19 protein-coding genes are annotated in these 19,112 nt (G+C 61.4%); 9 read left to right on the forward strand and 10 right to left on the reverse strand.

Features of this window, described 5'->3' with window-relative positions:
* Nucleotides 1-11 precede the first annotated feature (11 nt).
* From BMZ23_RS11910 to BMZ23_RS11950, 9 genes are read right to left on the reverse strand one after another with little or no spacing between them, the layout of a single operon-like run.
* Nucleotides 12-1,490 carry a nitrite reductase gene (locus BMZ23_RS11910; protein WP_093477575.1) on the reverse strand — a complete coding sequence of 493 codons (1,479 nt, stop codon included), beginning with the start codon at nucleotides 1,488-1,490 and terminating at the stop codon, nucleotides 12-14.
* A complete protein-coding gene (gene cobA / locus BMZ23_RS11915; RefSeq protein WP_093477584.1) occupies nucleotides 1,481-2,317 on the reverse strand; it encodes a uroporphyrinogen-III C-methyltransferase in 837 nt (278 codons plus the stop codon). The genes BMZ23_RS11910 and cobA overlap by 10 nt, the downstream gene beginning before the upstream one ends.
* Nucleotides 2,318-2,357: 40 nt before the next feature.
* Nucleotides 2,358-3,536 (reverse strand): heme d1 biosynthesis radical SAM protein NirJ, encoded by a 1,179-nt coding sequence (gene nirJ / locus BMZ23_RS11920; RefSeq protein WP_093477586.1) that lies wholly within the window; start codon nucleotides 3,534-3,536, stop codon nucleotides 2,358-2,360.
* Nucleotides 3,533-4,048: a siroheme decarboxylase subunit beta gene (gene ahbB / locus BMZ23_RS11925; protein WP_093477595.1), complete on the reverse strand. Its 516-nt coding sequence runs from the start codon at nucleotides 4,046-4,048 to the stop codon at nucleotides 3,533-3,535. Before ahbB (BMZ23_RS11925) ends, nirJ begins: the two co-directional genes overlap by 4 nt.
* On the reverse strand, nucleotides 4,023-4,466 hold the full coding sequence (locus tag BMZ23_RS11930; protein ID WP_093477596.1) for an Lrp/AsnC family transcriptional regulator: 444 nt from the start codon (nucleotides 4,464-4,466) through the stop codon (nucleotides 4,023-4,025). The genes ahbB (BMZ23_RS11925) and BMZ23_RS11930 overlap by 26 nt, the downstream gene beginning before the upstream one ends.
* Nucleotides 4,459-4,953, reverse strand: coding sequence for a siroheme decarboxylase subunit beta (gene ahbB, locus BMZ23_RS11935; RefSeq protein ID WP_093477597.1), 495 nt, complete (start codon nucleotides 4,951-4,953; stop codon nucleotides 4,459-4,461). The genes BMZ23_RS11930 and ahbB (BMZ23_RS11935) overlap by 8 nt, the downstream gene beginning before the upstream one ends.
* Nucleotides 4,950-5,414 (reverse strand): Lrp/AsnC family transcriptional regulator, encoded by a 465-nt coding sequence (locus BMZ23_RS11940; RefSeq protein ID WP_093477598.1) that lies wholly within the window; start codon nucleotides 5,412-5,414, stop codon nucleotides 4,950-4,952. The genes ahbB (BMZ23_RS11935) and BMZ23_RS11940 overlap by 4 nt, the downstream gene beginning before the upstream one ends.
* Nucleotides 5,415-5,423: 9 nt before the next feature.
* A complete protein-coding gene (locus tag BMZ23_RS11945) occupies nucleotides 5,424-6,617 on the reverse strand; it encodes a cytochrome D1 domain-containing protein (protein WP_093477599.1) in 1,194 nt (397 codons plus the stop codon).
* Nucleotides 6,614-6,937 (reverse strand): c-type cytochrome, encoded by a 324-nt coding sequence (locus BMZ23_RS11950; protein WP_093477612.1) that lies wholly within the window; start codon nucleotides 6,935-6,937, stop codon nucleotides 6,614-6,616. Before BMZ23_RS11950 ends, BMZ23_RS11945 begins: the two co-directional genes overlap by 4 nt.
* A gap of 210 nt (nucleotides 6,938-7,147) precedes the next feature.
* Between BMZ23_RS11950 and BMZ23_RS11955 the strand changes: the two genes are divergently transcribed.
* The gene (locus BMZ23_RS11955) at nucleotides 7,148-7,843 is read left to right on the forward strand and encodes an alpha/beta hydrolase (protein WP_093477623.1); all 696 of its coding nucleotides are present in this window, start codon (nucleotides 7,148-7,150) and stop codon (nucleotides 7,841-7,843) included.
* An 88-nt stretch (nucleotides 7,844-7,931) separates the two neighbouring features.
* Here the strand turns inward: BMZ23_RS11955 and BMZ23_RS11960 are convergent, their stop codons facing one another.
* The gene (locus BMZ23_RS11960; RefSeq protein WP_093477626.1) at nucleotides 7,932-8,273 is read right to left on the reverse strand and encodes a hypothetical protein; all 342 of its coding nucleotides are present in this window, start codon (nucleotides 8,271-8,273) and stop codon (nucleotides 7,932-7,934) included.
* A gap of 336 nt (nucleotides 8,274-8,609) precedes the next feature.
* Here BMZ23_RS11960 and nosR point away from each other — a divergent pair, with 336 nt between their 5' ends.
* The 8 genes from nosR (at nucleotide 8,610) to BMZ23_RS12000 (ending at nucleotide 19,104) form a co-directional block, all read left to right on the forward strand.
* Complete coding sequence (nosR, locus tag BMZ23_RS11965) at nucleotides 8,610-10,742, forward strand: transcriptional regulator NosR (protein ID WP_093477629.1); 2,133 nt, start codon at nucleotides 8,610-8,612, stop codon at nucleotides 10,740-10,742.
* A gap of 48 nt (nucleotides 10,743-10,790) precedes the next feature.
* Nucleotides 10,791-12,680, forward strand: coding sequence for a TAT-dependent nitrous-oxide reductase (gene nosZ / locus BMZ23_RS11970; RefSeq protein WP_093477632.1), 1,890 nt, complete (start codon nucleotides 10,791-10,793; stop codon nucleotides 12,678-12,680).
* A 60-nt stretch (nucleotides 12,681-12,740) separates the two neighbouring features.
* Nucleotides 12,741-14,033 carry a nitrous oxide reductase family maturation protein NosD gene (locus BMZ23_RS11975; RefSeq protein WP_218143601.1) on the forward strand — a complete coding sequence of 431 codons (1,293 nt, stop codon included), beginning with the start codon at nucleotides 12,741-12,743 and terminating at the stop codon, nucleotides 14,031-14,033.
* Nucleotides 14,030-14,956 carry an ABC transporter ATP-binding protein gene (locus BMZ23_RS11980; RefSeq protein ID WP_093477644.1) on the forward strand — a complete coding sequence of 309 codons (927 nt, stop codon included), beginning with the start codon at nucleotides 14,030-14,032 and terminating at the stop codon, nucleotides 14,954-14,956. The genes BMZ23_RS11975 and BMZ23_RS11980 overlap by 4 nt, the downstream gene beginning before the upstream one ends.
* Nucleotides 14,956-15,786 carry an ABC transporter permease gene (locus tag BMZ23_RS11985; RefSeq protein ID WP_093477647.1) on the forward strand — a complete coding sequence of 277 codons (831 nt, stop codon included), beginning with the start codon at nucleotides 14,956-14,958 and terminating at the stop codon, nucleotides 15,784-15,786. Before BMZ23_RS11980 ends, BMZ23_RS11985 begins: the two co-directional genes overlap by 1 nt.
* A gap of 20 nt (nucleotides 15,787-15,806) precedes the next feature.
* Complete coding sequence (locus tag BMZ23_RS11990; protein ID WP_093477650.1) at nucleotides 15,807-16,403, forward strand: nitrous oxide reductase accessory protein NosL; 597 nt, start codon at nucleotides 15,807-15,809, stop codon at nucleotides 16,401-16,403.
* 89 nt (nucleotides 16,404-16,492) lie between these two features.
* Nucleotides 16,493-18,385: a DUF294 nucleotidyltransferase-like domain-containing protein gene (locus BMZ23_RS11995; RefSeq protein WP_093477652.1), complete on the forward strand. Its 1,893-nt coding sequence runs from the start codon at nucleotides 16,493-16,495 to the stop codon at nucleotides 18,383-18,385.
* A complete protein-coding gene (locus BMZ23_RS12000; protein ID WP_093477655.1) occupies nucleotides 18,382-19,104 on the forward strand; it encodes a 3'-5' exonuclease in 723 nt (240 codons plus the stop codon). Before BMZ23_RS11995 ends, BMZ23_RS12000 begins: the two co-directional genes overlap by 4 nt.
* Nucleotides 19,105-19,112 lie beyond the last annotated feature (8 nt).

Genomic DNA, 19,112 nt, shown 5'->3' on the forward strand with positions numbered 1-19,112 from the left:
GGGGGCCTCGCTCAGTGCGAGGTCCCCTCCGCGTAGTTGATCTTGTTGTAGACGTTGTACTTGCCGGACGGCTTGTTCATCGGAATACGCTTGACCTCTTCCAGGGTGCGCGCGTCGTACACCAGCAGCGCCCCGTCGGTATCCCAGACACTCAGCAGCACATGGCTGCCGTCACGGCTGAACTCAACGTGCGCGGCATTCTTGCCAGGCATCGGTCGCAGGGTATGCGCCAGCGTCAGCGTCTGCTTGTCGATCAGATGCACCGCCTCGCTGTTGGGGCCGAAAAACACGTCGGTCCAGGCATACTTGGAATCGGCATGGCTGCGCATAAAGAAGCCCGGACCCTCGGTAGGAATCTCGGTAATCAATTGCCAGCTTTCCAGATCCAGCACGCTGATCAGCCCCTGTCGGATATTCGGTGTGGCAAACACCCAGCGCCCGTCACGCTGCCAGTAGATACCAGAGCTCAGGTGCGGCATGCCCGGCAAGGGCACATCGGTCACTGCCTCGCCGCTATCCAGATCGATCACCTGACCACCATGGGCCTTGCGCGAGGAGGCCAGCAGGAAGCGATAATCGGGGGTAAAGGAGAAGTCGTCGAGGTAGTCGGCAGCGGGCATCCGGCGCGGCACGAAATCCGGCTCCCCGGCATAGGGGAACTCCCAAACTTCCTGCACGTCCTTCAGTGCCACCACAAAGCTGTGGCGTGGCGGCGCGGTATACACGGCGCTGACCCGTGAGTTGCGGCCATCCAGTCCGTCGGCAGAAATCTGTTTGATCAGTGACAGGTTAGTGGCATCCATCAACACCAGATTACCCGGCAGGTAGTTGCCAACCATTATCCAGCGCCCGTCATCACTGACCGCCATGTTGCGGGTGTTCAGCCCAGCCCGCACCTCGGCGACCATGGTCAGGTTGTGCAGGTCGTACTTGGTAACCCAGCCGTCACGCGAGGCAAAGTAGACGAAACGCCCATCCGGCGAGAACTTGGGGCCGCCATGCAGGGCGAAGTGCGACTGGAAACGTGCCAGCGGCTCGAAACGGTCGCCATCCAGAATCACTACATGGTGATTGCCGGCTTCCACCACCACAAACAGGTTGAGCGGATCGGCACCGTGCTGCGGGGTATCTGGCAGGCTGGCCAGATCGACCAGTTGCCTATGGCTCGCCAGGATGTCCTGATCGGTCCATACCGGCGGCACTGACGGCGGCTGGTACAGGTAGTCAACCAGGCTATCGATCTGACTGCTGTCCAGCAGCGCCTCATAGGCTGGCATCTGGCTGGCAACCCGGCCATGCCGGATCACCTCGCGGGCATCATCCGGCTTCAGGCGGCCTAGACTTACCGGCAACAGCGCCGGGCCGGCACCGCCCAGGCGCTGCTCGCCATGACAGGACTGGCAATGCTGGACATACAAGGCCTCACTGGCAGCCAGCGGCAGCACCGGCAGCAGACTGACACCCAGCAGCAGGGAACGTATCACTCGCATGGGCATGCCTCCACGGGCTGGGTTTGCGCCAGCAGGCGTGCGGGAAAACTTACGGCTTTGTCATCAAACAGCGCGACCACCTTGCCGATCACGGTCAGTGTCGGTGGCACCAGCCCGGCCTCGGCCGCCAGCCGTGGCAGCGTGGCCAGGGTGCCACGCAGTACCTTCTGGTCGACCCGCGCGCCGTTGGCAATCAGCGCTGCCGGCATCTCTGGCGACATGCCGTGGGCGCTCAGCTGACGGCTGATCTCATCCAGACTGGCCAGCCCCATGTAGAACACCAGGGTATTGGTGGATACCGCCAGACTCTGCCATGGCAGGCTCAGGGCGCCGTCATCCTGCAAATGACCAGTTATAAACTGGCAGGACTGCGCACAGTCGCGGTGCGTCAGCGGGATGCCGGCGTAGGCGGTACAACCGGCGGCAGCGGTGATGCCCGGCACCACCTGACAGCTGATGCCATGTTGCAGCAGGTATTCGATTTCCTCGCCGCCACGCCCGAACACAAAGGGGTCTCCGCCCTTAAGCCGCACCACGCGGAGGCCTTCACGGGCCAGTTGCAGCAACAGATCGTTGATCTGCTCCTGCGGCATGCTGTGATGACCGCTGGCCTTGCCGGCAAAGTGGCGCGGCAGGCTGTCGGGCAGCAGAGCCATGATTTCCGGGCTGACCAGCCGGTCGTAGACCAGCACATCGGCCTGTTGCAGCAGGCTCCAGCCGCGCAGGGTCAGCAGTCCGGCATCGCCGGGGCCAGCGCCGACCAGCGCTACTTCGCCGGCCGCCAGTGGGGTTCCGGCCAACGCCGGAAAGGGTATTGTCTGGGCCATACTGGCTCCTTGACTGATCAAAGCATCACGGGCAGGTGGCCTAGAGGGCCACGCTGGGAATTCGTTGCGCCGGCTCAAGGCCGATCTCTTCATCGCTCAGGTAGCAACCAGGATCTTCTGCCCACAGGTCACCATCGGCCCAGGCTCGGGTCCGGGTGTTGCCGTTGCAGATCGACAGCCAGCGGCAGTCGCCGCAGCGACCGGTGACCGCCCGCGGATGCTGGCGCAGTTGCTGCAGCAAGGGTTCGGGACGCTCCAGCCAGATCTCGCGGAAGCTCTGCCGACGTACGTTGCCGACGCTGTGTTGCCACCAGTAGGTATCCGGGTGCACGTCGCCAATATTGTCGATATTCGCCACCCCGGCTCCCGAGGCATTGCCGCCCCAGGCGCGCAGCAGTCCTTCCAGTTCCTCGACCTTGTGCGGCAGGTTCTGCGCTGCCCACTGCAGCAACAGCACCGCATCGGCATCGTTGTTGCCACTGACGAAATCGGTATCGCGATGGGCCTGTACGTCTTCCCAGGCGCGGTCGAAAATCCGCCACATGGCATCACGGGTCATCTGCCGGTGCGCATCCATGCTACGGCTACGGCGACCGCGGCCACTGTAATTGAGGTGCGACAGGTAGAACTTCTGCACATCGTGTTCGCGCATCAGCTCCAGCAGCGCATCCAGCTGCGGATAGTTGTTCTGGGTCAGGGTGGTGCGCAGGCCGACCCGGATATCGCGGCTGCGGCACAGGTCGATGGCACGCATCGAGGCGGCGAAGCTGCCCTTGAGCTGGCGCCAGTCGTCGTGCACCGCTTCCAGCCCGTCGATGCTGATGCCGACATAGTCAAAGTCGGCAGCAGCAATGCGCTCGATATTGCTTTCATCGATCAGCGTGCCGTTGCTCGACAGCGCCACATAGAAGCCCTTGTCGCGCGCGTGGTCGGCCAACTCGAAGATGTCCGGACGCAGCAGCGGCTCACCGCCGCTGAGAATCAGCACCCGCACACCGGCTTCGTGCAGGTCGTCGATCACCCGGTGCGCCTCGGCAGTATCCAGCTCGTCACGGAACTCGCTGTCGGCGGACGTGGCGTAGCAGTGCCGGCAGGTCAGGTTGCAGCGGCGCAGCAGATTCCAGATCACCACTGGCGGGCGGGTGCTGCCGGGTTTGGCGACGCGCGGTGGCGGGCTGACCCCGGCCAATGCGCGCAGGTAGTGACTGATTCTCATCATGGCGTGGTTTCCTCGCGGCGGCGGGCAATGCGCAGCCCGGTTTTTTTCAGGATGCGGCTGCTCACCAGCATGCTGTCGGCGCGGCTGGCGCTGCCGAGCAATTGGCGGATCTGCGCGCGATAGTCCTCGATGGCGGCGGCATCGGTGCCGTGCACCATGGCAAACAGGTTGTAGTGCCAGCCATCGCGACGCGGACGCCGGTAACAGTGACTGACAAAGGGCAAGGCGCCGACCTGGGCACCAAGCTCATCGACCTGTTCGTCGGCAATATCCCAGACGGTCATGCCGTTGTGCCGGTAACCGAGCCGATAGTGGTTGGGTACTGCGGCAATCCGACGGATTGCCCCGCTATCCTGCAAGCGCTGCAGCAACGACAGGGTCTGTTGCAGATCCAGACCAAGGTGTTCGGCGATCCACTGCCAGGGGTCGTCGACCAGCGGCAGGCCGGCTTCGGTAAGCTCGACCAGCTGGCGCGCCAGGCGCAGGTCAGAGGGCGAAATGCAGGCCGACATGAAATGTCTTCTCCTTGGGCAGGTTGAGTACCGGCAGGCCCGTGGCGGCTTCAATCGCCGCAACAGTCCGGTCAATGCCCTCGGGGCTGTCGCAAGCCAGCACGAACCACATGTTCCAGGCGTGCTCGCGGCGGTAGTTGTGGGCCACTTCCGGCATACCGTCGAGCTGCGCGGCCACCGCATCAAAGCGTTCCTCGGGCACTGCCAGCGCGGCCAGGGTGAAGGCGCCGCCGAGCTGTTCGATGTCGAACATCGGCCCGAAACGGGTCAGGGTGCCGTCGTCCAGCAGTTGCTGCACCCGCTGGCGCAACTGCTGGCTGCTGCACTGCAACTCGGCAGCCAGCTGCTGCCAGGGCTGCGGCACCAGCGGCAGGCCCTGTTGCAGGCGATTCAATAAACGCCGATCAAACTCATCCATGCTGTGGCTCCGACAGGCTGTAGCGGGCACCACGCTGTTTGAAGGCGCGGGTACTGAACAGCAGTTGGTGGGGACGTCGTGACAGGCCATGCTCTTCCAGCAGCTCGGCAACGCGGGCCTCGACAGCAGCACGGTTACGCCCGTGAATCATGCAGAACAAATTGAAATTCCAGTGCGGCGGACGCCGTGGACGGCGGTAGCACAGGTTGACGCCGGCGGCGCGCCCAAGGCGTTGGCCCAGCGCGTCGACCTCGGCATCATCGATATCCATTACCAGCATCACGTTGGCGTCGATGCCCAGCGCCCGGTGCTTGAGTACCAGCCCGAAACGCCGAAACAACCCTTCATCCTGCCAGCGCTGCGCCTGTTCCAGCACCTGCTGCTCGCTGCAGCCGATCTGCCCGGCCAGCTGCTGCCAGGGCTGCTCGACCAATGGCAAGCCGCGCTCCAGCAGGGCGCGCAGGGCCTTCTGTTGCATGGCGTTCATACCGGCACCCGCGAGCGCTGCCCCAGCGGAAAGCCCAGGTCGATGCGATAGCCGGTGAGCATCGGCAGATCCAGCAACGGCAGGTCGATGTCCCGGCGGATGTTTTCCAGCACCCGCTGCAGGTGTGCCTGATCCGGGGCAGTCAGCACGAACCAGAGGTTCCACTGGTGCTCGCGCTGGTAATTGTGATTGACCTCCGGCAACGCGTTGATGCGCGCTGCCACCTCCTCGATGCGTCCCGGGGGTACCGCCAGCGCGGCCAACGTGCTGGCGCCGGCACGGCTGTGTTCGAACACCGGCCCGACCCGCGACAGCGCGCCCTGCTGCTCCAGTTGTTGCAGGCACTGCAGCACCTGCTGTTCGCTACAGCCCAGTTGCTCGGCAATCGCCTGCCAGGGATTGGCGCAAATTGGCAGGCCGTGCTGGAAGCCGTCGATGATTGCCAGGGTCAGATCGTCCATGGGCGGCTCCTAGAGACCGATACGGTGTGCGCGGCTGCTGAAGAAGATGCCGCTCGGCGTTTGCGCCGGCAGGGTCTTCACCAGCTCCAGTGTCTCTGTGTCCCATACCTGCAATTCATTGCGGTCACGCACCGACAGCCAGACCTGCTCGCCACGCGGGGTAAATTCCATATGCAACACGCCAGGGCCCGGCTCGATGGTCTTGATTACTTGCAGACTCTGGGTATCGATCACCTGGATCAGCTGATTGTCCGGGAAGGCAAAGTTGACCCAGACCTGCCGCGCATCCGGACGCGCCATGACGAACACCGGTTGCCCGGCAACCTTGATGGCGGCCTGCTGCTCCCAGTTCTCGGCATTCATCACCAGCACCCGGTGCTGACCGATCGCCGGCAGGAACATCAGCTGGCCGGCCTGTGCCCAGCCTTCCAGATGCGGCATCTTGTATACCGGCAGTGCTTCCTGGCCGCGACCATAGCCATCCAGCACCCGGGTGACGCCCTGCTGCGGGTTCCACAGATCCAGCTTGGCCAGACCGTCTTCGCCGAACAGTCCGGCGATGTAGTAGCGACCATCCGGGGTCAGCAGCGCGTCATAGGGCTGGCGACCGATATTTTCAAAGCGGGTCAGCTGCGGTGCCGTCGGCTGGCTGAAATCGGCCTGCCAGATCTCACCGGTGTCGAACAGGCTGAACAGGAACTGCTGTCCAGGGGCATCCACCACGCCAACCACCCGCGCATTGCGGCTGCCGTCCGGCATCGGCGTGGCCGGAATGTCCGCCAGCATGTCCAGCGTCTGCGCATCGAACACGCGCACACCGCCCGGCTCGTAGTTGCCCACGGCAATCAGCCGGCCATCCTGGCTGATCGCACCGCCGATACTGTTGCCACCCTGGATCACCCGGTTGACGATGCGGTCCTGCAGCATGTCGATCTGCGTCAGGCCACCATCGCGACCAAACACGTAGGCATAGCGCTGGTCCCGCGAGAACACGGCCGTGGCATGCGACAGATCGCCCAACCCCTCGATCCGCGCCAGGCTGCTGTTGTTGCTGTGCTCAACGATCTGCACACTGCCGGTAGCCCGTTCAATCACCAGACCCAAATCACCGGTAGCACGCAGCGGTCTTTCCACAGGGCCTGACTGCAGGGCACAGCCGCTCAGCAACACACTGGCCAATGCCAGACTTATCAGGGCTTTCATGGTTCCACTCCTTGCAGCAGTCGATCGATCATCCAGCCGGCTTCCTCTTCACTGAGCAACGCCTTCCACGGCGGCATGGCGGTGCCGGGCCGGCCGTGAATGACTGTACCCACCAGATACTCGCGACTCTTGCCGGCCAGTGCCTCGGGGGTCAGTGCCGGGCCCAGCCCGCCTTTCATCCACAGCCCATGGCAGGAACCACAGTCCTGGACCAGCAGGTGCTTGAGCGTCTGCTGGCGCGCTTCGTCCAGCGCATGACTTGCAGGTACCACAGCAATGAGACATAGAGACAACAGCCACCGGGGCTTGGGGAGGTCCATACCTGACTCCTTGAGGCATTGATATGGCTGTGAGGATAATCAGCCCAAGCCCTTGGGCGCTTGATGCAAATCAACTTTGTCTGTACATGTGACGCCTTGTCGCGCCAGCAATACTCTGCGGAGCATGGAGAACAGCGGCAAGGCGCCGCATACCCGCAGAGCCGAACAACGACGTGCTACCATCCGCGCATTGCGACATGAGGAGAACGCATGAGAACTGCACAACAACAGGACTGCATCGAGGTCTATACCCGCCCGGAGCTTTACGCCAGCACCTTTTGGCTGCATGGCCTGGGCGCTACGGGGACAGACATGGACTCGTTCATCACACACATGCACCAAAGTCGCGAACTGGGGCTGCACCATCTGGCACCTAACGCCGGGCTGCGCCGGGTGACCGTCAGGGGCGGAATGCCGATGCGCGCCTGGTTCGATATCAAAGGCGATCCGGCTGAAGCCGGCGAAGATGTCGAAGGTATTCGCGAGAATGCCGCGCGCATCCATACCCTGCTGGATGACGAGTGCGCTCGCGGCATTCCCTCGACCTGTATTCTGCTCGGCGGTTTTTCCCAGGGAGCCAGCCTGGCACTGTTCAGTGCGTTGCGCTATTCACAGCCGCTGGCCGGCGCCGTGATGTTTGCCGGAGAATTACTGCTGGAAGATACCTTGCAGGCCGAACGCCACCCGGCCAATGCCACACTACCGATTCTGCTACTGCATGGCAGCAACGACGAAAACACGCCCATCGAACTGGCTCGGCATGCCCGTGACCGCCTGACTGAACTGGGCCATCCGGTTGAGCTGGTGGAATACGAACTGGGTCACGAGGTGAGCCTGGAGCAGATTACCCGCATGGACGAATGGGCCTTCTCGCTGCTACAGCAAGCCATCAAGCAAAGCGCGTAAGACTGGCAGCCAGCATTGCCGGCGGCTCAGGACGAGCCCCCGGCAAACGCGCACTTAGCGGAAAGCCCGGATAAGTGCGCAACCCCGATCAGTGGAAATCACGATTGGGCAACAGCCAGTCGGCATCGGGATCATGACCGGCCTTGGTGGCGGCCTGCCAGGTCTCGGAAAACTGCCCCAACACCTCATCCAGTGCCGCCTGCTCGTTATCATAGCCAGCACTGTCCGGCATAGCCGGCAAAGCCATTCCCGGGGTCTGCAAATAGTGGCTCTGCTCCACCTCGAACCAGTTCTCTCCCAGACGACGATACAGACGCAAACGGATCAGCTCGGGAATGCCATCCAGCTGAAAAGCGAACTCGCGATACAGAAAACGGGCATGCGCAATACCGGGGCGATTGAAGCGCTCGGCAACACTGTCCTGACTCATCTCTTTTCTCCTGCGACCTATGGTCGCTTTCGGGATCATGTTTGACCCCAGTCAAATAACCGCAGGTTTGGTACTGATAACCTGATTGCCAATAATCAAGTGCTGCAAAGTCTGCCCCAGACCTTGCGGCACTATAGCAGAAGGGATTCATCAAATGATCTGCAGCAGCCTGGATACCTGCCCCACGCAGGCTCTCCGGCAATGGTCGCCTGACAGCGACCAATCCGTGTTTTGCGCCGCGACGCAAAGCACCTCCGTGAGACTGGCGGCCTTTTCCGCCCGGTCGCTTTTCCGGTGGCTTACCGCCACAGAACCTGCAGCCTGAAGAGAGCCGACATGCGTCCATCATTGCTGTTGCCAACCCTGTTACTGATCTGCACCAGCCTGCTTGTCAGCGGGCAGGCCACTGCCTTCGAACTCAGCCATTTCTTTGCCGATGCCGACCGCCTTGAGGAAGTAACCGGGACACCGCCGGCACAGCCGGTATTCCAGGGCGACCAGCAAGTCGGCCTGATCTTCGAGACCAATGATGTAGCGCCAATTCCGGCCTATTCCGGCAAGCCGGTCAACATGCGTGTCGGTATGGACATGCAGGGTCTGGTCACCGGTGTGCAGGTGCTGGAGCACAGCGAGCCGATCATGCTGGTGGGGATTCCCGAACACAAGCTGACCGAGTTCGTTGACCAGTACATTGGCCGCAGCATCCACGACAACGTGCGTGTCGGACTGTCCAGCCGCCAGCGTGAAGGCTTCGAGTATGTCGATGCGCTGTCCGGTGCCACAGTGACCGTGGTGGTGATGGGTGAAGGCATCATGCGCAGTGCCCGTGAAGTAGCGCTGGGGCATGGCCTGGTCAGTGATGCCGGCGCGGCACCGCTGGCACTGGTGCGCAGCGACCAGTTCGAGGCGGCCAGCTGGGACCAGCTGCGTGCCAGCGGCGGAATTTCGCTGCTACACCTGACCCGCGGCGAAATTGACGAGGCCTTTATCGGCACACCCGCCGAGAAGGTTGACGTATCCCGGCCCGAGCAGAAGAGCGACACCTTTATCGACCTCTATGCGGCCTACCTGAATGCTCCGACCATCGGCCGCAACCTGCTCGGCGACTACCATTTCGAACAGGTCATGGGGCGCCTGCAGGAAGGCGAACACGCGATCCTGCTGATGGCCAACGGACGCTATTCATTCAAGGGGTCCGGCTTTGTGCGGGGCGGCATCTTCGACCGCATCCAGCTGCACCAAGGCGACCGTTCCATCCAGTTTCGCGACACCGACCTGATTCGCGCTCCCTACATTGTTGCCGAAGGTACGCCATCGTTCAGCGAACTGGATATTTTCGTGGTGCGTGACGAGCACGGCTTCGACCCTGGCCGCCACTGGGAACTGGAGCTGCTGGTACGTCGCCAGATAGGCGCACTGGATTCAGCCTTCGTCAATTTTGGCATGGATTATGACCCGCCGGCGGCACTCTTTGATTACCCGGCTGCACCGCAATCAGCCATGGATGCCAGCGATACCAGCAAGCCGCTGTGGGTATCTATCTGGGAAGACCGTGTGCTGCATATCGTTGTACTGTCAATCGGCCTGTTTGTGCTGACCCTGATCCTGCTGTTCCAGGACTGGCTGGCGCGTCGCCCGAACCTGCTACACACGTTGCGCACCGGCTTTTTGATCTGGACTGTGGTGTTCATCGGCTGGTACGCGCTGGCGCAACTGTCAGTGGTGAACATCCTGACCTTCGTCAACGCGCTGTTCACCGACTTCAAGTGGTCCACCTTCCTGATGGACCCGATGATGTTCATCCTCTGGGGCTTTGTGGCCGTCAGCCTGCTGCTTTGGGGGCGTGGCGTGTATTGCGGCTGGCTGTGCCCGTTCGGTGCCATGCAGGAGCTGATCAACGAGGCGGCACGCAAACTGAAAATCCGTCAGATCGAACTGCCCTGGGCCGTCCATGAGCGACTCTGGGCACTGAAATATCTGGTACTGCTGGGGCTGTTCGCGATTTCCCTGCAGTCGATGGCCACCGCCGAAGTGTATGCCGAGGTGGAACCGTTCAAGACCGCCATTTCGCTGAAATTCCAGCGTGAGTGGGGCTTTGTCTTCTACGCTGTGGTTCTGCTGTTGATTTCCATCGTCAACCGCAAGTTCTACTGCCGCTATGTCTGCCCGCTGGGTGCTGGCCTGGCAATTCCGGCGCGTATCCGTCTGTTTGACTGGCTGAAGCGGCATAACGAGTGCGGCAAGCCCTGCCGTATCTGCGCCAACGAGTGTGAAGTACAGGCCATTCATCCGGACGGCACCATCAACGCCAATGAATGCCATTACTGCCTGGATTGCCAGGTGACCTACTGGAACGACGAAAAATGCCCGCCGCTGGTGGCACGCCGCAAGCGGCGGCAAAAGGCATCACGTGCAGCACCCGCTGCACGCGATCAGGTTGTCGGCGACATCCCGGTCAAACAGCTGTAACCCGCCGGATTCACTGGCAAGCGATCAAAAGCAGAGAGGAAATCAACCATGACTGACGAAATCAAGAAGGACGAGCAAAAGCCCGACAGCCCCAGCCGTCGCCGCTTCCTCGGAGGCACCGCAGCCGTTGGCCTGCTGGGCGCAGCCGGTGCCACCGGCGGCATGCTGATGAAAAGCACCCCGGCTACCGCCGCCCCGGCAAAATCCGGCAACAGCCCGCACGTCCCGCTGGGTGAGCTGGATGAGTACTACGGTTTCTGGAGTGGCGGTCACTCCGGCGAAGTACGCGTCTATGGCGTACCCTCGATGCGCGAAATCATGCGCATTCCGGTATTCAACCACTGCTCGGCCACCGGCTGGGGCCACACCAACGAATCCAAGCGGATCATGGGCGACAGCCACCGCTTCTTCAACGGTGATGCTCACCACCCGCACGTCAGCTATACCGACGGTAGCCACGACGGCCGCTACCTGTTTATCAACGACAAGGCCAACACCCGCGTCGCACGTATCCGCCTGGATGTATTCAAGACCGACGCCATGGTTACTGTACCGAACGTCCAGGCGATTCACGGCCTGCGTCTGCAGAAAGCCCCGCGTACCGGCTATGTATTTGCCAACGGCGAGTACATGGTGCCAAAGCCGAATGACGGCCGTGACCTGAACGATCCCAGCAAGTACTTCACCATGTACAGCGCGATTGACGCCGACACCATGGAAGTCAAGTGGCAGGTACTGGTCGATGGCAACCTCGACAACACCGATGCCGACTACACCGGCAAGTACGCTGCCGCTACCTGCTACAACTCCGAGGGAGAGGTCAGCCTGGCCGGCAAGATGCGCGCCGAGCGTGACTGGGTGGTGGTATTCAACATCCACCTGATCGAGGAAGCCGTCAAGAACGGTGACTTCACTACCATCGGCGACTCCAAGGTGCCGGTAGTGAACGGTCGCCGGGGCTCCAAGGTAACCCGCTACATTCCGGTTCCAAAGAACCCGCATGGCTGCAACACCTCCACCGATGGCAAGTACTTCATCGCCGCCGGCAAGCTGTCGCCGACCGTTACCATGATCGAAATCGCCAAGCTCGACGACCTGTTCGCCGGCAAACTGAGTGATGAGCGTGATGTGGTAGCCGCCGAGCCGGAGCTGGGCCTCGGGCCACTGCACACCACCTATGACGGTCGCGGCTTTGCCTACACCTCACTGTTCCTCGACAGCCAGATCGTCAAGTGGGACATGGAAAAGGCGGTACGCAACTACAACGGCGAGAACGTCGAGTACATCGTACAAAAGCTGGACGTGCACTATCAGCCGGGCCACAACCATGCGACCCTCTCGGAGTCCAAGGACGCTGATGGCAAGTGGCTGTTCTCGCTGAACAAGTTCTCCAAGGACCGTTACCTGCCGGTAGGCCCGCTGCACCCGGAAAACGATCAGATGATCGATATCTCCGGTGACCAGATGGTACTGGTGCACGACACCCCGACCTTTGCCGAACCGCATGATGCCACCGTCATCCGTCGCGACCAGATCAAGACCAAGCAGATCTGGGAGCGTAACGACCCCTACTTCGCCGACACCATCGCCATGGCCAAGGCCGACGGCGTGGACGTCTACACCGAAAGCAAGATCATCCGCGACGGCAACAAGGTACGCGTATACATGACCTCGGTGGCGCCGAGCTTCGGCATCAACGAGTTCACCGTGAAGAAGGGCAATGAAGTTACCGTGATCGTCACCAACCTCGACCAGATCGAGGACCTGACCCACGGCTTCTGCATGGTCGACCACGGCGTGAGCATGGAGGTCAGCCCGCAACAGACCGCCTCGATCACCTTCACCGCAGACAGGGCCGGCGTGTTCTGGTACTACTGCAACTGGTTCTGCCACGCCCTGCATATGGAGATGGGCGGGCGCATGCTGGTTGAAGCCTGATCCTCACTCGGGAGATCTGACCGGGGGCATCCGTTAGGGATGCCCCCGGTCTTCATAAACATGAAGATCACACAGACTTTCTTGCTGACCGCCCTGATCGGCTGGTCAACACTGCTGTCAGCCGCCATCATCCAGGTTGCTCCGGGTGAGTTGCCCGCACGCCTGGCCGAAGCGCAGGACGGCGACCATCTGCACTTGCTGGCTGGCGAACATATCGGTTCGATCGTCATCGAGCGCAGCATTCGACTGACCGCTGAACCCGACGCTGTTGTTGACGGCGAGGGCACCGGCAGCATCCTCACAGTCAAGGCCCCGGATGTCACCGTGGACGGCCTGACGCTACGCAATGCCGGCCGGCTGATTGCCGAACTGGAAGCAGGCATATTCGTTGGCCGCAATGCTGACAATGCACGCATCCTCAACAACCGCATCTATGCCCGCGCCTTTGGCATCTGGCTGGATTCCTCGAAGGACAGCTGGCTGGAGGGCAACCATATCAGTGGTGACGTAAGTCTGCGTTCCCAGGATCGCGGCAACGGCCTGCACCTGTTCAACGTCAGCAAGGCCACCGTCAAGAATAATCGCGTCGAACTGACCCGTGACGGTATCTACATGGATGCCAGCAATAACAACCGGCTGATCGGCAACCAGCTGCACGACCAGCGTTACGGCGTGCACTACATGTTTTCACACTTCAACGAGATTGCCGGCAACCGTACCTGGGGCAACCGTACCGGCTTTGCGCTGATGGCTTCACACACACTGCACGTTCACGGCAACCATGCCGATGGCGACCAGAACTACGGCTTTCTGCTGAATGACCTGAAGAACTCGACCATCGAGAACAATACCGCCCTGAACATCGACCACGGCACATCACCCGGCACTGATGTCCGGATTACCGGTGCCGAGGGCAAGGCGCTGTTCCTGTATAACGCCAACAGCAACGTGATCCGCGACAACCTGATGGCCAACACCGCCATTGGCGTGCACCTGACTGCCGGCTCCAGCAACAACCGCATCTACCGTAACAATCTGGTCAACAACCGCTCCCAGGTCATGTATGTGGCAACCGGCGGCAGCGAGTGGTCCCACGACGGGCAAGGCAACTTCTGGACCGACTACGTTGGTTGGGATATGGACAGCGACGGCATTGGCGATGTCGCCCACGAACCCAATGATGCCGTCGACCGCTTGCTGTGGACCTACCCGATGGCCCGGGTTTTGATGAACAGCCCGGCTGTGCAATTACTGCGCTGGGTGCAGCGCGCCTTCCCGGTCCTGCGACCGCCGGGAGTCAAGGACAGCTTCCCGCTGATGCGCCCTACCCGTTCCCTGGAGGAAGTTTCATGAGTTCAGTTGTCAGCCTGCATCAGGCCGGTCGCAGCTTCGGCAAGCTCGAAGCGCTGAAACCCCTGACCCTGAGTGTTGAACCCGGCGAAGTGCTTGGCTTGCTCGGCCACAACGGCGCCGGCAAATCGACCATGATGAAAATGGTGCTTGGTGTACTGGCGCCCAGCACGGGCAGTGTAAAGGTGCTCGGCGAGGACCCGCGTGGCGCCAATGCGCATACCTTGCGCACCCGGCTGGGCTACCTGCCGGAAAACGTCAGTTTCTATGACAACCTTAACGGCCGTGAAGTACTTCACTATTTTGCCCGTCTCAAGCGTATCGACAGACGCCAGGCAGACCAGTTACTCGAGCGTGTGGGGCTGGCGCATGCCGCCGATCGTCGTGTGCGCACCTACTCCAAGGGCATGCGCCAACGACTCGGGCTGGCTCAGGCACTGCTCGGCGAGCCACGCTTGCTGGTGCTTGACGAGCCTACCGTGGGCCTGGACCCTATGGCAGTACTGGATGTCTACGGCATGATTGATGAACTGCGTGGCAAGGGCACCAGTGTGATTCTCTGCTCCCATGTTTTACCGGGTGTCGAACCCTACATCGACCGCGTGGCGATTCTCTGCCAGGGTCAGTTGCTGGCGACCGGCACTATCGATGAACTGCGCCAGCAGGCTGGTCTGCCGCTACGCATAGAGGCTCGCGGCGAGGAACTGGACGCACGCCTTGGCCACCAGCTGGCAGAGATAGCCGTGCAACTGGTCAGCCATGATCGCCAGCAACTGCTGCTGGAATCGCCGCCCGCCAGCAAGCTGGACGCCCTGCGCCTGCTGCTGCAGCAACCCAGCATCAGCGACATCAATGTACAGGCACCGGCACTGGATGCCCTGTATGCCCATTTCGACACTGTTGGCCGCAGCGCGGAGGCCCACTGATGCAAGCCATTCTGATCGTAGCCGGCAAGGAGTTCCGTGACGGACTGCGCAACCGCTGGATAGTTGCCATTACCCTGGCCTTTGCGCTGCTGGCAATGGGACTCGCCTGGTTCGGTGCTGCCGCCTCGGGTGAGGTCGGCTTTACCCGCATTTCCACCACCATTGTCAGTCTGGCCAGCCTGGCGGTTTTCCTGATCCCCCTGATCGCTCTGCTGCTGGCCTATGACAGCATCGTTGGCGAGGATGAGCAGGGTACACTGCTGCTTCTGCTGACCTATCCGCTGACCCGCAGCGGTCTGCTGGCAGGCAAGTTCCTTGGCCACGGACTGATTCTGGCGCTGTCCACCGCACTGGGCTTCGGTATTGCAGCTGTTCTGATCGTCTTGCTGGCGGAACAGGCCACCTTCGCCAATCTGGCCGGCCCCTTCGGTCTGTTCATCCTCAGTGCGATCCTGCTCGGCTGGTGCTTTCTGGCGCTGGCCTATCTGATCAGTGTCAGCACCCGGATCAAGTCACGGGCAGCCGGCCTGGCATTGTTGACCTGGTTCCTCTTTGTGCTGGTCTACGATCTGGTGCTTCTGGGCATGCTGGTAGGTACCGAAGGCAAGATCGACGGTGGCTTGTTCCGCTTCCTGCTGTTGATCAACCCGACCGATGTGTTCCGTCTGGTCAACCTGCTGGGCTTTGAAGAAAGTGCCGCCAGTAGCGGTCTGTTGAGTGTATTCCAGGACCAGAGCCATTCTGTGGGCGGCTTGCTGGCGATTCTTGCTGGCTGGATTCTGGTGCCCCTGTCACTGGCTGCGGCGCTGTTCGCCGCGCGCAAGAGCTGATTTCCCCAAGGAGAAGCCCCATGATCAATCGTCGACAGATGCTCCTGCTGCTGGCCAGCGTACCGGTACTGAAACTGGTTGGCTGCAGTGGCGACGGTGGCAACCAGGCCGCCAGCTGCACCCCGTTGATTCTTACTGATGAGCATGACTGCGCCTTGTGCGGCATGACCATTGTCAACTACCCGGGTCCGAAGGCTCAGGCTTGCCTGCGCGACGGCCGCATTCTGCCTTTCTGTTCGGTACATGACATGCTGTCCTGGGCCTGGCAGCCGGAATCAGCGCCAGCCATCAGTCTGCTGATGGTGCACGACCTGTCGCGCACCAGCTGGCACGAGCCGGCGGACGATGCCTGGATGCCCGCAGAAGATGCGATCTATGTGATCGGTCATGACCAGCCGGGGGCCATGGGCCATTCGCCGGCGCCCTTCTCTTCGCGCCCGGATGCCAAGGCGTTTTCCGAGCGTCATGGCGGCCGATTGTTTGCCTATGCCGATCTGAACTTCGAGAATTTCCGCGGCGACCAGCCTCCTCGCCAGCACAGCATGCCGCAAATGCAGGAACATCAGCAGGACCACCAGCATCAGCACCAGATGCAGCATGGTCAGGATCACGGTTAGAGACCAAGGCCTGGTCTGCGCCAGCCCAAGGTTTTCCTTGGCTCGGGCCGCTGTTAACCTGTGTTGCCCACCCAGCCAACGAGGCCGCCATGCAGGTCGAACTGATCGAGATTCGCGACCATCTTAGCCGTTTTCCGCCCTTCGACGGTCTGCCCGAGGACACGCTGGCAGACCTCGCAAGACAGGTTGAGATCGGCTATTTCAAAGCGGGCACGCAAATTCTCGAATTTGCCCAGCCGATTACCGATTTGCACTACATCCGCAGCGGAGCCGTTGAGGTGCAGCGGCGCAACGGGGATCTGTACAACCGGCTGGGTGAGGGAGACTTCTTCGGTCAGGCCGGTTTGCTTCGGCATAACCGTACGCGCTTTCCGGTACGCGCCATCGAAGACACGCTGATCTATTTTATTCCCGATGTACTGTTCCAGCAGTTATGTGACGAGCACGACGGTTTTGCCGAGTTTGTTGGCGCTGAAGGTCAGTCACCGCTGAAGTCGGCAATCACCAATCAGGGCAAAGCCAGCGAACTGCAGAACATCCGCGTGCGCACGCTGATCAATCGGCTGCCGGTGACCGTACAGGAAGATGCCACCCTGCAACAGGCCGCACAGATCATGACCGAGCAGAGCATTTCCTCGCTGATGGTCGTGGCGGCCGAGGGCACTGACATCGCGCACCAGGGACCGCAAATGGTCGGCATTGTCACCGACCGTGATTTTCGCACCCGGGTGGTAGCCGAAAGCCTGCCCGCCAGCACCCTGATCTGCGAGGTGATGTCGCGCGATCCAATTACCGTGCAGGATGACGATTCGGTGTTCGATGCCATGCTGTGCATGCTCAGGCACAACATCCATCACCTGCCGATCCTGCACCGGCGGCGTCCGGTGGGTGTTATCAGTCTCTCCGACATTATCCGCTACGAGACCCAGAGCAGCCTGTATCTGGTTACCAACATCTTTAACAAGCACAGCATTGAGGATCTGGCGGCGCTGCAGCCGGATGTGCGTGCCACCTATGTCCGCATGGTCAATGATCAGGCCACTGCTCAAATGATCGGTCGATCCATGTCCAGCATCGGGCGCGGCTTTACCCAGCGCCTGCTGGAACTGGCGCATGAGCGCTTCGGGCCAGCTCCCGTTCCCTACTGCTTTATGGCCCACGGCTCAATGGCGCGCGACGAGCAACTGGTGGTCACCGATCAGGACAATGCGCTGATCCTCGATGACAGCTATGACCCGGCGCTGCATGGCGAGTATTTCCGGCAACTGGCGGAGTTCGTCTGTGATGGTCTGGCCGCCTGCGGTTACACCCATTGCAAGGGCGGCATCATGGCCAGCAATGAGCAATGGCGCCAGCCGTTGCGCGTGTGGAAGAACTATTTCAGCGACTGGATTCGCCGCCCCAACCCGGAAGCCCTGCTCAACAGCAGCATTTTCTTCGACCTGGACCCGGTAGCCGGCGAAATCGAGCTGGCAGAGAGCCTGCGTGATTTGCTGGCCGAACAGGCTGCACGCAACGAGCCATTCCTCGCGGCGCTGGCGCGTAATGCGCTGAACCGCACACCGCCGCTGGGAATCTTCCGCACCTTTGTGATGGAAAAGGACGGCGAACAGAACAACATCATCAACCTCAAGCGCCGTGGCACCGCCCCCCTCACCGACCTGATCCGTGTGCATGCGCTGGCCTGTGGCAGCAAGGCACAGAACTCCTTTGAACGGCTGGATGCGATTGCCGCCACAAAGTTGATGCCGCCGGAGTCAGTGGAAAAATTGCGTTATGCCCTGGAGTTTCTCAGTCTGGTACGGATACGTCATCAAGCCATGGATATCGAGGCGGGACGCGAGCCGGATAACGATATCGAGCCGGAAAAGATTTCCGCCGCCGAACGCCACAGCCTCAAGGATGCCTTCCAGGTATTGAGCAATGCGCAGAAATTCCTGCGCTTCCGCTATCCCAGCCTGCCTGCGGTACGCAAGTTGTGAGGCCGCCCCCCCCCCAACCGCGAGGCCCGGACTGGCAGCGCCTGCTGGCCAGCCTTGGACAGACTGCCCGCGCGCCCGGTTTGCGCGATTTTTACCAGAGTGGCTGCGTGTCAGCCGACACACCATTGGCTGAAGTGCCGCTGGTCGCTCTGGATGTGGAAACCACCGGCCTGGACCCGCGCCGGCACTCGATTGTCAGCATCGGGCTGATGCCCTTTGATCTACAGAGGATTCGCTGCGCCGATGCCTGGTACCGGGTGGTTCGCCCGGACACCCCACTGAGTCCGGAATCGGTGACCTTCCATCGCATCACCCACAGCGAGATCAGCCAGGCGCCCTCGCTTGACGAGGTCATGGACGAGTTGTTGCAGCAGTTACGCGGGAAGGTGATGGTGGTGCATTACCGCACCATTGAGCGCGGTTTTCTCGACATGGCAGTGCGCCGGCGCTTTGCCGAGGGGTTGCAGTTTCCACTGATCGACAGCATGGAGCTGGAGGCCCGCCTGCACCGAGGCAGGCGTCAGCCGGGCATGCTGGCGCGGCTGCTGGGCCGCCAGCCCGCTTCGATCCGGCTGGCTGACAGCCGCTTGCGTTACGGTTTGCCGCTGTACCCGGCACACCACGCCCTGAGCGATGCGCTGGCTACTGCCGAACTGCTGCAAGCACAGGTCGCCACCCATTTCGACCCGCAACAGCCTGTGCGCAACTTCTGGAGCTGAACAGCCGC

It is taken from the genome of Halopseudomonas yangmingensis, from assembly GCF_900114825.1.
GTDB classification, from domain to species: Bacteria; Pseudomonadota; Gammaproteobacteria; order Pseudomonadales; family Pseudomonadaceae; genus Halopseudomonas; species Halopseudomonas yangmingensis.